Origin of the sequence: Bradyrhizobium sp. CIR18, assembly GCF_014198295.1 — a bacterium.
GTDB lineage: Bacteria > Pseudomonadota > Alphaproteobacteria > Rhizobiales > Xanthobacteraceae > Bradyrhizobium.
Genome location: NZ_JACIHF010000003.1, coordinates 30949 through 44846 on the forward strand (window position 1 = coordinate 30949; position 13898 = coordinate 44846).

12 protein-coding genes are annotated in these 13898 nt (G+C 65.1%); 3 read left to right on the forward strand and 9 right to left on the reverse strand.

What is annotated here, in order from left to right:
* Positions 1-159 precede the first annotated feature (159 nt).
* The 4 genes from GGD65_RS13090 to GGD65_RS13105 form a co-directional block, all read right to left on the reverse strand.
* Positions 160-429, reverse strand: coding sequence for a hypothetical protein (locus GGD65_RS13090; protein ID WP_179738413.1), 270 nt, complete (start codon positions 427-429; stop codon positions 160-162).
* A 256-nt stretch (positions 430-685) separates the two neighbouring features.
* Entirely contained in the window at positions 686-2596 is a 1911-nt protein-coding gene (locus GGD65_RS13095) for a propionyl-CoA synthetase (protein ID WP_183235530.1), read from the reverse strand.
* A gap of 374 nt (positions 2597-2970) precedes the next feature.
* Positions 2971-4356, reverse strand: a complete 1386-nt coding sequence (locus GGD65_RS13100; RefSeq protein WP_183235531.1) for a tetratricopeptide repeat protein — start codon at positions 4354-4356, stop codon at positions 2971-2973.
* A 184-nt stretch (positions 4357-4540) separates the two neighbouring features.
* A complete protein-coding gene (locus GGD65_RS13105; RefSeq protein ID WP_183235532.1) occupies positions 4541-5305 on the reverse strand; it encodes a tetratricopeptide repeat protein in 765 nt (254 codons plus the stop codon).
* A gap of 161 nt (positions 5306-5466) precedes the next feature.
* Here GGD65_RS13105 and GGD65_RS13110 point away from each other — a divergent pair, with 161 nt between their 5' ends.
* On the forward strand, positions 5467-7011 hold the full coding sequence (locus GGD65_RS13110) for a sodium:proton antiporter (protein ID WP_312017702.1): 1545 nt from the start codon (positions 5467-5469) through the stop codon (positions 7009-7011).
* 102 nt (positions 7012-7113) lie between these two features.
* A complete protein-coding gene (locus GGD65_RS13115) occupies positions 7114-7884 on the forward strand; it encodes a hypothetical protein (protein WP_183235534.1) in 771 nt (256 codons plus the stop codon).
* Between the two features lie 177 nt (positions 7885-8061).
* Here the strand turns inward: GGD65_RS13115 and GGD65_RS13120 are convergent, their stop codons facing one another.
* The 5 genes from GGD65_RS13120 to GGD65_RS13140 form a co-directional block, all read right to left on the reverse strand.
* A complete protein-coding gene (locus GGD65_RS13120) occupies positions 8062-8868 on the reverse strand; it encodes an SDR family NAD(P)-dependent oxidoreductase (protein ID WP_183235535.1) in 807 nt (268 codons plus the stop codon).
* A 96-nt stretch (positions 8869-8964) separates the two neighbouring features.
* Entirely contained in the window at positions 8965-9378 is a 414-nt protein-coding gene (locus tag GGD65_RS13125; protein ID WP_179738401.1) for a DUF1850 domain-containing protein, read from the reverse strand.
* Positions 9339-11459 (reverse strand): TRAP transporter permease, encoded by a 2121-nt coding sequence (locus GGD65_RS13130; protein ID WP_183235536.1) that lies wholly within the window; start codon positions 11457-11459, stop codon positions 9339-9341. Before GGD65_RS13130 ends, GGD65_RS13125 begins: the two co-directional genes overlap by 40 nt.
* Before the next feature lie 195 nt (positions 11460-11654).
* Entirely contained in the window at positions 11655-12602 is a 948-nt protein-coding gene (locus tag GGD65_RS13135) for a TAXI family TRAP transporter solute-binding subunit (RefSeq protein WP_179738398.1), read from the reverse strand.
* Between the two features lie 178 nt (positions 12603-12780).
* Positions 12781-13260, reverse strand: coding sequence for a hypothetical protein (locus GGD65_RS13140; RefSeq protein WP_177237020.1), 480 nt, complete (start codon positions 13258-13260; stop codon positions 12781-12783).
* A gap of 194 nt (positions 13261-13454) precedes the next feature.
* On the opposite strand from GGD65_RS13140, the gene GGD65_RS13145 reads away from it, so the two are divergent.
* Entirely contained in the window at positions 13455-13772 is a 318-nt protein-coding gene (locus GGD65_RS13145; RefSeq protein ID WP_026202526.1) for a hypothetical protein, read from the forward strand.
* Positions 13773-13898: the final 126 nt, after the last annotated feature.

Consider the following 13898-nt stretch of genomic DNA (forward strand, 5'->3'; position numbering starts at 1 on the left):
GTTGCGCGACATGAGCGTCAGAGCAGAAAGGGGGCGCTGAAGGATTTGACTTCGATCAAATTCAGCCAGAGGCCGCCCCGATTTGGCCGCGGCGTTGCAGATCTGTCACGGAAGTCACGAATGCGGGGTGCGCGGCGCGGCAGGATAATGCCGCCCCCCTCAGGGCCGCTCGGGATGGTTCAGCATGTATTCGCCGAGGTCGCGCTGGCGGCGATCGGCACGCGCGGTGGCGGCGTTGCGTTGGACGTCGCGATCCTTGCGGCAGGCCACGTATTCCGGGGAGCCCTGCGCATAGCCCCGGCTCTGGCAGACCGCATCGTCGTCGTCGCCGCCCACCGCCACCGCATTCTGGTGGCGCGCGGAGCAGGCGGAGAGAGCAGTGGCGAGCAGCACAGCTGCAAGGAGGCGCGGCGCGGCGGCGAGTGGCATACGAGGTCCCCTGTTGGCCGGCCCTGTTTAGCGCGGAATGAGGAGATTGTAAGTCCCTCGCTGCCGTTCCCCCGCTCGCCGTCATTCCCCGCGAAGGCGGGGAATCCAGTACGCCGCGGCGGTCATTGGGTCACAACTGCTGCTGCGGAGTACTGGATCACCCGCTCCAGTGCGCGATTGCGCACAAGGCGGGCGATGACAGCGGAAGGTGATGCGGCAGCGCTGCGTCTCACCGGCATCACCGCCAGAGCAAACCTCACACCCGCCCCTTCAGCGCCTCCCCGATCTCGTCGAGCGTCTTGGGATCCTCGATCGTCGCCGGCATGGTCCAGGACTCGCCGTCGGCGATCTTCTTGATGGTGCCGCGCAGAATCTTGCCGGAGCGCGTCTTGGGCAGGCGGCCGACGGTGATGGCGAGCTTGAAGGCCGCGACCGGGCCGAGCTTGTCGCGCACCAGCGCGACGATCTCCTTCTCGATCTCGGCGGGCGCACGCTTCACGCCGGCCTTGAGCACCAGGAAACCGCAGGGCACCTCGCCCTTGATCGCATCCTTGACGCCAAGCACGGCACATTCGGCAACATCGGGATGCGAGGCCAGGATCTCCTCCATGCCGCCGGTGGAGAGACGATGGCCGGCGACGTTGATGATGTCGTCGGTGCGGCCCATGACGAAGACATAGCCGTCCTCGTCCTTGTAACCGGCATCCGAGGTTTTGTAATAGCCGGGGAATTCGCTGAGATAAGCCTCCCTGAAGCGCGCATCCTGATTCCACAGCGTCGGCAGACACCCCGGCGGCATCGGCAGCTTGATGACGATCGAGCCCATGATGTTGGGCCCGACCGGCTTTGCCGCCTCGTCGACCACGTCGACCTGGTAGCCCGGCATCGGCACCGTCGGCGAGCCGTGCTTCACCGGCAGCATGCCGAGCCCGACCGGATTGCCGGCGATGCACCAGCCGGTCTCGGTCTGCCACCAATGGTCGATCACCGGCACCTTCAGCTGCTGCTCCGCCCATTCGACCGTCGGCGGATCGGCACGCTCGCCGGCGAGGAACAGGGTGCGGAATTTCGACAGGTCGTATTGCCGGATGAACTTTCCTTCCGGATCATCTTTCCGGATCGCGCGGAACGCGGTCGGCGCGGTGAAGAACGCGACCGCCTTGTGCTCGGCGATCACGCGCCAGAACGCGCCGGCGTCGGGCGTGCCGACCGGCTTGCCCTCATACATGATGGTCGTCGCGCCGTGCAGCAGCGGGCCGTAGACGATGTAGCTGTGGCCGACCACCCAGCCGATGTCGGAGCCGCACCACCACACCTCGCCCGGCTTGACGCCATAGAGGTTGAACATCGACCATTTCACCGCGACGAGATGGCCGCCATTGTCGCGCACGACGCCCTTCGGGATGCCCGTGGTGCCCGAGGTGTAGAGGATGTAGAGCGGATCGGTCGCGGCGACAGGCGCGCATGCGGCCTTCTTGCCGTCGTTCATCGCCTTGCGGCGCAGGCTCGCCCAATCGTAGTCCCGGCCCGGGGCCAGGTCGCAAGTGAGCTGCGGGCGTTGCAGCACGATGCAGGCCTTCGGCTTGCTGCCGGCAAGCCTGATCGCCTCGTCAAGCAGCGGTTTGTACTGCACGATGCGGCCGGGCTCGATGCCGCAGCTTGCGGAGAGGATGAGTTTCGGCTGCGCATCGTCGATGCGGGTGGCAAGCTCCTTCGCGGCAAAGCCGCCGAACACCACCGAGTGCACCGCACCGATCCGCGCGCAGGCGAGCATCGCGACCACGGCCTCCGGCACCATCGGCATATAAAGGATGACGCGATCGCCCTTGGCGACGCCGAAATCCTGCATGATGGCGGCGAGCGCCTGCACCTCGTTCAGCAGTTCGGCATAGGTGAATTTGGTGACGCTGCCCGCGAGCGGGGAATCATGGATCAGCGCGACCTGGTCGGCGCGGCCGACTTCGACATGGCGGTCGAGCGCGTTGTAGCAGGTATTGACGACGCCCCCCGTGAACCAGCGGCCATAGGTTCCCTGCGAGGGGTCGAAGATCGATTTGGGCGGCTCGATCCAGTCGATCTCCTTCGCCGCCTCGGCCCAGAAGCCCTCGGGGTCGGCCAGCGAGCGGGCATGGACCTCGTGGTAATTGCTCTTGCCCTGGATGTTCATTCCCGCGCTCCCGTTACCTTTATTGGCCTGACCTTGAACCTTGCGGCAGGACGGGTTGTCCCGCCATGACCCGGATCAAGTGCCGGCCTTGTTTGAGAGGTATTTTCCCGGGAACCGGCTGCGGTTCAAGCTGAAAAGGATGGGCCTTTTGGTGGAGACGCAATTGCTGCCGCATCGGCGCTGCGCTCCCTCTCCCGCTTGCGGGGGAGGGCTGGGGTGGGGGTGCCCCCGCGTCGGGATTGCCCGAGGCTTTAGCAGGAAGTCTCCAAGAGGAGAAAGCCCTCACCCGCCGCGCTCTTCGATCGCGGCGACCTCTCCCGCCAGCGGGAGAGGTGAGCGAGCCCGCCGCGCGACTTCGGCTTCTCCAACGCTCCTCAGCTCTCCGCCGCGTTCAGCTTCTGCAACCGGTCCTGCATGACCTTCCTCAGATCATAGCCCGGCCGGCCGAAGCTGACGTTGCGGAGGCTAAGGAAATCGCGCTGGGTCTTGCGCAGCTCGCCGGCCGAGCGCTTGCCCGCCGATTTCAGCACGCGCTCGTAGGTCTCGGCGATCTGGCGGTCGAGCACGCCCAGCTGCGGATCGGCGCAGATCACCTTCTCGACCTCGCGCCTGGCCGTCGCGCATTCGAAGGACGGACCATTGCCGGACGCCGCATTCAGCGCCCGCGGCGGCTCACCGCCGAATTTCGCGATCTCCGCGATCATGCTGCGGCGGCCGTTGGCAGCATTCTCGTTACCGGGATCGAGCTTGAGCGCCGTCTCGTAATCGGCCAGCGCCTTCTTGCGCTCGCCCATCTTCTTGTAGAGCACGGCGCGGTTGTTGTAGGTCTGCGCGAAATTCGGATCGAGCTTCAGCGCAGCGTCGTAGTCGCTGAGCGCCGCTCCGAACTCACCCTTGAACTGATAGGAATCGCCACGGTTGGTGAAGAAGTTCGGCCGGGGCGCCAGGCGCAGCGCCTGGTCGTAATCGGCGATCGCCTTGTCGTACTCTTTCATGGCGGCATAGGTGAGCCCGCGATTGTCAAAATATTCGGGCACCTTCGGATCGAGCCTGATCGCCTCGCCGTCGTCGGCCACTGCCTTGTCGAGCTGGCCGAGCTTCTTGTATGCCGCGCCGCGGTTGGTGTAGGTGCGCGGACGGTTGGGATCGAGCCGCAGCGCCTCGCTGAGATCCTTGATCGCCTTCTCGTTGTCGCCGCCGAGATAGTAGTTCACGCCGCGGTCGGACCATGCCTGTGCATCATCCGGCTTCAGCTTGATCGCCTGGTCGTAATCGGCGAGCGCACGGTCAAGCCTGCGCTGGGTGGTGTACACGACACCGCGCAGCTCGTAAGCCTCAGCATCGTGCGGATCGAGCTCGATCGCCTTGCTCAAATCCGCCGCCGCGCGGTTGAGATCGCCGCCGGCCTCGCGCAAGAGATCGCCGCGCAGCCGCCAGGCCCTTGCATTCTTGCCGTCGATTGCGATGGCGCGGTCGATGTCCCGCAGGGCTTGGGTGAGGCCGCCCGAAGTCCGCGCATTGGCGTCGGCACGAACCAGCAGCGCCGCGGCGCGGTCGGACGCGGGGCTTGCGCTCTGGTCGATGATGACGGTGCAGGCCGGGATCAGCTCCGCGGGAGCAGCCTTGCTGCCCATCACGCAATCGGTGCCCGCCGAGGCAGGGGCTGCAAGGACGAGGCTCATCGCCGCCCCGAGAAGAAGGGCGCGAAGCGAGGTTTTGGCAAGCGAAGGCGCTTGCGCGGAAGAATGCGTGCCGCACATGGCATAGGGCTCCGTGGCGTCGGGTTCTCACCGTTGTCGCGGCAGGGAAGGGATGGGTTCAAATCGGGCCTGTCAGGGACGCACGGGCCCGTGTACTCCCTCGCCCCGTTCTTACGGGAGAGGGTGGGGTGAGGGTGACGCAAATTCCGGCCTCTCCCCGCACGCGGGGAGAGGCGAAGAATCGTCAATGCCCGTCCACGCCATTCAGTCGCTGCAGTCGCTCCTGCATCGCCTTCTTCAGATCGTATCCTGGCCGGCCGTACCCTGCATTGCGGCGGGCGATAAACTCGTCCTGCTCGCGCTGGAGGTTCTTTGCTTCCGCCGGATTGCGCGCCTCCCGGATCACCCGGGCATTGGAGGCAAAGATCTCGCGGTCGAGATCAGCGAGCTCGCGGTTGCCGCAGATCGCCTTCTCCACCGCCCGGGCCGCACGCCTGCAATTGAAGCTGGGCTTGCCGGCGACCGCCATCTGCGCGCCGATTCGCTCCAGCTCGCGCGCCATCGCCTTGTGATTGGCCTTGGCCTTCTCGTGGTTCGGGTCGATCTTCAGCGCCGCGCCGAAATCCTGCACCGCCTTGGGCTTGTCGCCCTTCTTCAGCCAGAGTTCGCCGCGCGCATTCCAGATGTCCGCGAGCCCGGGGTCGAGCAAAAGGGCGCGGCTGTCGTCGGCGATGGCGCGATCGACCTGATCGTACCGCGCATAGAGCGCCGCGCGCGCGATCAGTGCCTTGATCAGATCGCCCTTCGCCGTCTTCTTATTGTCGATCACGGCGGCACAGGCCGTGGCGGCCTTGTCCATGTCGTCCGCCGCGGTCGCCGCGAGGCATGAGGCGACATCGACCTGTATCACCGCAGCCGGCTCACCGCCGGTCGCAGCCCGGGCGGCATTGAGCGACAGCGCGCAAAACAATACGGCACCTGACGATTGAATGAGTTTTCGAAAACGCATGCTCGTTGCTGTCGGACGTCTGCTTTCGGTCTTGCCTTAAGCCTTGCCTTAAGCCTTGCCTTAAGTCTTGCCTTAAGTCTTGCCTCGCGGCCGTACTATCCGTCATACGGCCGGATTGGTGCTAGCTTGTGGCGCCGCGCAAACCGGCTTCGGGGATCATCGTGTCGACATTCGAATGGATCATCGCGCTTCTGCTCGGCGCCGTTGCCTTATCGGCGCTAGCGCGGCGGATCAAGGCCCCCTACCCGACCTTTCTCGCCATCGGCGGCGCGCTGATCGCCTTCGTGCCGTCCAGCCCGTCCTGGACACTGGAGCCGGACCTGGCCTTGGCGCTTTTTGTCGCACCGGTCCTGCTCGATGCCGCCTTCGACACCTCGCTGCGCGATCTGCGCAACAATTGGGTTCCGGTCTCGACCCTGGTCGTCGCCGCGGTCGGCCTGACCACGGCCGGCGTCGCCTTCGTCGCGCACCGCCTGATGCCCGATATGCCGTGGGCCGCCGCGGTCGCGCTCGGTGCCATCGTGGCGCCGCCCGATGCGGCCGCTGCAGTCGCCATCCTGAGCCAAGTCAAGCTGCCCCACCGCATGGTGAAAGTCCTGGAGGGCGAAAGCCTGCTCAACGACGCGAGTGCGCTTCTGATCTACCGCATCGCGGTCGGGGCCGTCGCCACCGAGCATCTGACCTGGAGCCAGGTCGCGCCGACGATGGCGCTGGCACTGGTCGGCAGCGTCGTCGCCGGCCTGCTCGCGGGCTACATCATCCCGCTGCTCCTGGAGCGGGTCAAGGAAGCACCGAGCGCGATCATCGTGCAATTCGCCACCACCTTCATGGTCTGGATCGCCGCGGAGCATCTCGGCCTGTCCGGCATTCTCACCATCGTCGTCTACGCCATCACCATGGCGCGTACGGCGGGGGCGCGCATGCCGGCACGGCTGCGGGTGCCGTCTTATGCGGTGTGGGAAACCATGGTGTTCGTGCTCAACGTGCTCGCCTTCATGCTGATCGGCATGCAGATGCGGCCGATCTGGACGCGGCTCGATGCGGACGTGCGCTGGGAATATTGCGTGGCCGCGGCCTGGATCCTGCTGACGGTGATCCTGGTGCGCCTCGCCTGGGTGACGTTCTATCGAACGACCCTGCGTGTGCTGGTCGCGCAGGGGATCTATCATCCGAACGATCCCAGGGCCGTCGCCTCGCCCAAAGGCGGCCTCATCATCTCCTGGTGCGGCATGCGCGGCCTCGTCACGCTCGCCACCGCTTTCGCCTTGCCGGAGAACTTCCCGTATCGCGACTTCATCGTCTTCATCGCCTTTGCGGTAGTGCTGGGATCGCTGGTGATCCAGGGCCTGACGCTGCGGCCGTTGATCCTGGCGTTCGGTCTCAGGGACGACGATCCCGTCGGCACCGAGGTCGCGCGCGCTCGCGCCGTCGCCTATCGCGCCGCGCTCGATGCGATCGAGAGCGATCCGTCGGAGGAGGCGGAGATCCTGCGGCTCGAATATCGCGCCATCCTGATGCAGGCCGGGAGCGATCCCAACGGCGGCATCGCCAATGGCGAGCTGCCCGCCGATCCCCTGCGCCGCCGCGCCATCGCGGCCGCGCGCAAATCGATCTTCGACCTCCGTGCCACCGAAGTGATCGGCGACGATGCCTTCCACCGGCTCGAAGAGGAGCTCGATCGCGCAGAATTGAGCGCGGGGGGATGAGGCTGGCCGCAGCTACAAACTCCCGGACAAGCGCGCTTAGATCGAGCTTGTCCGGGACGACGACGGTTTGAACCAAACTCCACCTTCCCAGACTCATTTCTGATGACGACTCTGACCGACGACCGTCGTGTACGCGCGCGAGATGCGTCGCCTGCGCGATACTTTTATCTGCATATGGCCCTGGCCTGCGCGGCCACTGCATTTCTCGGCTTCGCACCGACCTATTGGGTTCCGCTCGCCAACCGGACGCTGTCCGCAAGCCCCGTCATTCACTTTCACGGACTGTTGTTCTTCACCTGGTCTGTCTATTTCGTGCTTCAGACCTGGCTCGCAGCCTCGGGACGCGTGGTCAATCACCGTTCGCTCGGCATCGCCGGCGTGTCGCTCGCCACCGCGATGACGATCTTCGGCTTCCTCGCTTCCGTGCACGTGATGCAGCACTCCGCCGCGCTCGGGCAGAAAGAGGCCGGCATCGGCTTCTCGATCGTGCCGATGAGCGGGATTGCATTCTTCGCCATCGTGTTCGTGCTGGGGATCGTGAACACGCGCAGACCCGAGATTCACAAGCGCCTGATGCTGCTCGCCGCGGTCTCGATCCTCGATGCCGCGATCGCGCGCTGGTTCCTGACCTTCCTGGCGCCTCCGGGACCGCCCGGCCCGCCGCCGGTGCCGGTGACGATCGCGCCGGCCGTCGTCGCCTCGCTCCTGCTCGTCGTCGCCATGGTGCGCGACTGGCGCACCGAAGGCCGCGTGCATCCGGTCTACATCTACGGCGCACTGGCCCTGCTGGCGGTGAAGGTCCTGAACTGGCCGATCAGCGAGAGCGCCGCGTGGCATTCGTTCGCCGGCGGAATTCTGGCACTGGCGCAGTAGGCGCTTTAGCCGCAACATCCATGTAACCCCGTCACCCTGAGGTGGCCGCTTCTTCAGCGGCCCTCGAAGGGCGACGGCCCGGCTGCAGCGGGGCCGCTCATCCTTCGAGGCTCCCGGCGCGATGCTTTTGCATCGCGCCACTCGCACCTCAGGATGACGGGGCTAGCCGGAATAAAATCACGCCCCCGCCTTGCACGTGATGCCGCCGTCGACCACGAGCTCGATCCCCGTTACATATTTCGACTCGTCGGACGCCAGGAACAGCGCGGCGTTGGCGACGTCGAAGGCATCGCCCATGTGCCCCATCGGCACCTGCGCATCGCGCGCGCGCCACATCGCCTCGACGTCACCCTTGGCGTAGCTATTGGCAAGACCTGCGGAATGCTCGACCATCGGCGTCTTCATCAGGCCGGGCAGGATCGCGTTGACGCGGACATGGTGGCGCGCGAACTCGATCGCGGTGGTGCGCGTCATCTGATTCATCGCGGCTTTCGAGGTGCCATAGGTGACGTAGGAGATGCCCATGTGGCGGATCGAGGCGATCGAGGAGATGTTGATGATCGAGCCGCCGCCCTGCTTCACCATGACGGGAATGACGTGCTTCATGGCGAAATAGGCACTCTTGAGGTTGACGCTGAAGACACGGTCCCAGCTCTCCTCGGTGACCTCGACCACGCTGCCCATCTCGGCGATGCCGACATTGTTGTCGAGCACGTCGATGCGGCCATAGGCCTTCAGGCACGCCGCCACCATCGCCTCGATCTCGCTCGCGCGGGACACGTCGGCCGTGAACGCGGTCGCCTTGCCGCCCTCGCCGGTGATGATCTCTGCGGTCTCCTCGGCGGCCGCGCCGTTGCGGTCGACGCAGAACACCTGCGCGCCCTCGCGCGCGAAGGTCACGGCGGTCGCCTTGCCGTTGCCCCAGCCGGGACCGATCGAGCCGGCCCCCACCACCATCGCAACCTTGCCCTTGAGCCGATCCATCGTGTGTCTCCCTTGTTGTTGTTCTTGTTGTAGCCCGGATGGAGCGTGAGCGTAGTCCGGGGCCACTGTCCCGGATTGCGCTGCGCTCCATCCGGGCTACGGATCGTTGCAAATCTTCATCGTAGTGACGTTAGCACCAATGGGATGCCCGACAATCTCCGACAGCGTCTGGCATTGCCCATCATGGCACAGCCGCCATTCGCCGGCCGCGCCCGAATTGCCGAGCATGACTTCCTGCATCGGCGCCCGCTTCGGCTGCCACTGAAACCAGCCGTCGACCAGCCGCGCCTCGGGCGGCGGCTCCATGCCGGGGCCGGTGCCCTTGACGCGGGCCTGCACCAGTTCGAGACCGGCGGGAGTGACGCGCCAATCCTCCTGCCAGTCGACTTTCGCGATCGAATGCGTCCATGCAAGCGTGAACGCGGAAAGCGCCAGCGCCTTCACGCCGAAAGCCGTTGCGAAGCAGAGGCTCACGCCGCCTCGACCGTTACAGGCGGGCGCTGCCGCCATTGCCACAGCACGATCGCCGCGGCGAGCACGAAGCCGGCGGTGTCGCTGAACGCGAATTCGCCGAGCAGGCAGAATGCAGCGCCGAGTGCGACCAGGCGCTCAATCAACGTCAGCCGCGTGAACAGGAAGCCGATCGCCACCATGCCGAACAGGCCGATCGCCACCAATGCCTTCAGGCTCGCCAGCGCCACCGCGCCGTAGAAGCCGAGCCTCGCCGCCATGGGGTCGCCGGCCTGGAGCATCAGGGCTGGCGAGTAGACGAAGATGAACGGAATGACGTAGCCGGCGAGCGCGATGCGCATCGCCTCCCAGCCGATCTTGTCCGGGTTCTCCTTGGCGATCGGCGCCGCCGCGAGCGCGGCGAGCGCCACCGGCGGCGAGAGGTCGGCCATGATGCCGTAGTAGAACGCGAACATATGGCTCGCGATCAGCGGCACCCCAAGCTTGGCCAGCGCCGGCGCGGCGAGCGCGGCGGTGATGATGTAGGTCGGGATGGTCGGGATGCCGGTGCCGAGCAGGATCGACAGCAGCATGGTCATGATCAGCGCCAGGAACAGGCTCTTCTCGCCGAGACCGATCACCCAGCCGCCGAAGATGGTGCCGACGCCGGTCTGCGACATCATGCCGATGATGACGCCGACGATGGCGCAGGCCATGCCGACGGTGATCGCGGATTTGGCGCTCTCGGCCAGCGCATCGCGGCAGGCGCGCAACGCCGCAAAGCCGCCGCGCACGAAGGCGGTGATCACGATCAATCCGACCACGACGCTGGCGACCGGCACGATCTTGAGGCCGTCACGCGAGAGCGCGGCGACGACGAGCGCAAGGCCGATCCAGAAGATGGTGCGGATCACATTCGAGGAGGCGCCGGTGGTAATGGCGGTGCCGAGGATCAACGCCACCGTCAGCGCGAGGCCCATGCTGCCGGCATAGAGCGGCGTAAAACCCTCGAACAGCATGTAGACGAGGGCGGCAAGCGGCAGCACGAGGTACCAGCGCGTCACCAGCGCCCTCCAGGCGCTCGGGATCTCCGAGCGCTTCATGCCGACGAGGCCGTGCTTGCCGGCCTCCAGATGCACCATCCAGAACGCGGAAGCGAAATAGAGGATGGCGGGAATCGCGGCCGCCTTGACAATCTCGGAATATTGCACGCCGAGCGTCTCGGCCATGATGAAGGCGACCGCGCCCATCACCGGCGGCATGATCTGCCCGCCCATCGAGGCCGTGGCCTCGACGCCGGCGGCGAAGGCTCGGCGATAGCCGAACCGAATCATCAAGGGAATCGTGAACTGGCCGACGGTCACGACATTGGCGACGCCCGAGCCGGAGATCGTGCCCATCATGCCCGAGGCGAACACCGCGACTTTCGCAGGTCCCCCGCGGGTGCGGCCGAACAGGCCGAGCGAAACGTCGGTGAACAGCTGGATCATGCCGGCGCGCTCCAGGAACGAGCCGAACAATATGAACAGGAAGATGTAGGTCGCCGACACGTAGATCGGCACGCCGTAGAAGCCTTCGGTGCCGAACGACAGATGCGTGATGATCTGGTCGAAGTCGTAGCCGCGATGGTTGAGCGGCGACGGCAGGTACTGGCCGAAGAACCAGTAGACGAGGCACGCGCCGCACATCAGCGGCAGCGCCGCGCCCATCAGGCGCCGCGTGCCTTCGAAGATCAGCACCGCCAGCACCGTGCCGACCACGAGATCAAACCGCGTCGGATCACCGTCGCGCGCGATCAGGTCGGCGTAGAAGATCCACTGGTAGAGCCCGCACAGGAAGCCGGCGCCGCCGACTACCCAGCCGAGCGCGCGCCCGGCGTTGTTCTTCGCGGTGAAATTGGCGATCAGGCCGAAGGTGAGCAGGACGAGGAAGCCGACATGAACGCCGCGCACCACCTGGCTCGGCAGATAGTTGAAAGCGGCGACATAGAGCTGGAAGGTGGCGAAAGCGATGCCGATCCAGTAGGCGAGTTGTCCCCACCAGCCCGGACCAAAACCTTCCGGGAAACCGTGCTCGAAATTGTCGAACTCGACCTTGACCTTGTCGGGCTCCGGCGCCGTGCCCTCTGCCTTTTCCAGCATCTTATTCGTCCTCAGCCCTGTGGCTTATAACATCGAGGCATTGCTCACCACACCGTCAGGGCCGGGCTTGTCCCGGCCATCCACGTCTTACGGTGTCTCCAAGAACGTGGATGCCCGGGCCTTCGCCTCGCCGAAGCGGCTTCGGCCGCGCAGGCGGGACAAGCCCGGGCATGACGTTCGCGGATAGAGCGCGTCTTACTTGATCAGCCCTTTTTCCTTGTAATAGCGGATCGCGCCGGGGTGCAGCGGAACCGGGCTGCCGCTGGCCGCGGTCTCGAGCTTGATCTCCTTGCCGGCCGCGTGCGCATTCTGCAGTTCCGGCAGCGATTCGAAGACCAGCTTGGTCATCTGATAGGCGAGATCGTCCGATACGGCGGAGCTCGTGACGAGATAGTTGATCACGGCCGCCGTCGGCACGTCCTTGTCCTGGCCGGTATAGGTGTTGGCCGGAATGATCGCGGAGACGAAGGGCGGGCCGATCTTGTCGACGGTTTCCTTCGGCACCGACACCACCGTGATCGGGCTCGAGGTCGAAAGGTCCTTCAGCGAGGCGACGCCGAGGCCAGCCGATTGCAGCGTCGCTGCAAGCTGGCGGTTCTTCATGAGGTCGACGGATTCGGCGAACGGCAGATATTCGACCTTGCCGAGATCCTTGTAGCTCATGCCGGCGGCGGCCAGGATCGCACGCGAATTCAGCTCGGTGCCCGACTTAGGCGCACCGACAGAGAGGCTCTTGCCTTTGAGGTCGGCCAGCGTCTTGATGCCGGACTCGGTGGTCGCGACGATCTGGATGTAGTTCGGATAGATCGCGCCGATGGTCCTGAGCTTGTCGAGCTTGGTCTTGAAGCCCGCCTCTTCCTCGCCGTCCCAGGCGGCCTTGAGCGAATCGCCGAGCGTGAACGCCAACTCGCCGCGGCCCTGCTGCAGCAGGATCAAATTCTCGACCGACGCCTTGGTGGCCTGCACCTGCGTCTTCACGTTCGGAATCTTGTCGCCGTAGATCTTCCCGATCGCGACCCCGAGCGGATAATAGACGCCGGAGGTGCCGCCGGTCAGCACGTTGATGAAGGATTGCGCCTGCGCGCAAGGTGCCGACGCCGCCAGAGCAAGAGCCGCGGCCGCGCCGAAAATGGTCCGTTTCATGGTTGTTGTTCTCCCCAAACCGGCAGCGAAATTGGCCGGATGAGGGATGCGGGTCAACCCATCCAAAAGACAAAACAGGACTGCGGTAAACGGCCGATCCGGCTGGATTTTTCGGGAACCCGCGGTGCGGCGAGGTGGCGCAGCCGTAGTCCGGAGCGGCGCCCTCGCCATCGACGTTTCACTGGAACGTCATGTCCAGGCATTTGGAGATGTCGGAACCGAGGCCGGAGGAGATGATGATGCAGCCGCGCACCTTCTGCGCGCTGACATCGGCCGCCCACACCGAATAGCCGCCGGGGCCGAAGAACGAGTTGGTGTTCGGCGGCTCGGTCTCGGTCGCGTCGAAATCATACTTGCCGTCGGTCTCGAAGATGCGCGGCTTCTTGATGCAGCCGCCGTCGGTCTGGACGTTGATGACTTCCTTGTTGTCGCGGGTCAGCGCCAGCGAGACCTGGCAGCGGAAATATTCCGAGGTCTTGGTGTTGAACAGATAGGTGTAGGACTTGCAGGTCGCCGTGTTCAGCTTGCCCGGGGCAAGGCCGCGGCTGCACGAAATGCGCTGGTTGTGGCTGAGCTGGTAATCATCGGCCCGGGCGGCCGGCGCCAACGCCGTCAACGACAATACAGCAGCCCAGCAAAGTTTAATCACATGGCGCATCCGAATCATCCCCACCAATAATTTTGTCGAGTTGCGTTCTAGACGGAAAGCGGAACATAGTCGCGAGGGGACGAAGGGAAAATCACAAACTGCTGGGCAAGACGTGATGCGCTGCGGCGCTTTCGCAAATTGACCCGGATACGCCGTTCGTGATTTGTTCAAGCCGGGTACCCCAGCGACGGGGAGGATGGATGATGGCATTTTCAACCAAGACATTTGCACTTGTTTCGGCTGCACTCGTAACGGTGCTCGGCGCATTCGCCGCGCCCGCATGCGCACAAACCCCGGCAACGCCGTGGGAGCTCAAGCCCGACACCGGCTACGCCTATGACAGGGAAGGCAAGACCTTTTCCTACAAGATGGGCACCAGCAACGCCGGCGAGCTCTTGAAGGGCGCCAAGAAAGTCCCGAAGGGCACGCTGTTCTTCATCGGCCATAACGGCCAGCTCTACATGCGCAGCGGCCCCTATCTGGAAGGCGACGGCAAGTTCAAGTTCGGCCCGGATCAGTAGGAGCGGCGGCTCTCGCCACGAACGAAGCTGCCGTAGGGTGGGCAAAGGCGCGTAGCGCCGTGCCCACCATCTCTCCCTATCGCGAAAGGTGCGTGGGCACGCTTGCGCCGCCGCTCTTCGAGCTAT

What these genes read in the sequence shown, in the direction of transcription:
- GGD65_RS13090 (WP_179738413.1), bottom strand. Translation starts at nt 429, where the DNA reads ATGCCACTCGCCGCCGCGCCGCGCCTCCTTGCAGCTGTGCTGCTCGCC.
- GGD65_RS13095 (WP_183235530.1), bottom strand. Translation starts at nt 2,596, where the DNA reads ATGAACATCCAGGGCAAGAGCAATTACCACGAGGTCCATGCCCGCTCG.
- GGD65_RS13100 (WP_183235531.1), bottom strand. Translation starts at nt 4,356, where the DNA reads ATGTGCGGCACGCATTCTTCCGCGCAAGCGCCTTCGCTTGCCAAAACC.
- GGD65_RS13105 (WP_183235532.1), bottom strand. Translation starts at nt 5,305, where the DNA reads ATGCGTTTTCGAAAACTCATTCAATCGTCAGGTGCCGTATTGTTTTGC.
- GGD65_RS13115 (WP_183235534.1), top strand. Translation starts at nt 7,114, where the DNA reads ATGACGACTCTGACCGACGACCGTCGTGTACGCGCGCGAGATGCGTCG.
- GGD65_RS13120 (WP_183235535.1), bottom strand. Translation starts at nt 8,868, where the DNA reads ATGGATCGGCTCAAGGGCAAGGTTGCGATGGTGGTGGGGGCCGGCTCG.
- GGD65_RS13125 (WP_179738401.1), bottom strand. Translation starts at nt 9,378, where the DNA reads ATGGCGGCAGCGCCCGCCTGTAACGGTCGAGGCGGCGTGAGCCTCTGC.
- GGD65_RS13130 (WP_183235536.1), bottom strand. Translation starts at nt 11,459, where the DNA reads ATGCTGGAAAAGGCAGAGGGCACGGCGCCGGAGCCCGACAAGGTCAAG.
- GGD65_RS13135 (WP_179738398.1), bottom strand. Translation starts at nt 12,602, where the DNA reads ATGAAACGGACCATTTTCGGCGCGGCCGCGGCTCTTGCTCTGGCGGCG.
- GGD65_RS13140 (WP_177237020.1), bottom strand. Translation starts at nt 13,260, where the DNA reads ATGCGCCATGTGATTAAACTTTGCTGGGCTGCTGTATTGTCGTTGACG.
- GGD65_RS13145 (WP_026202526.1), top strand. Translation starts at nt 13,455, where the DNA reads ATGGCATTTTCAACCAAGACATTTGCACTTGTTTCGGCTGCACTCGTA.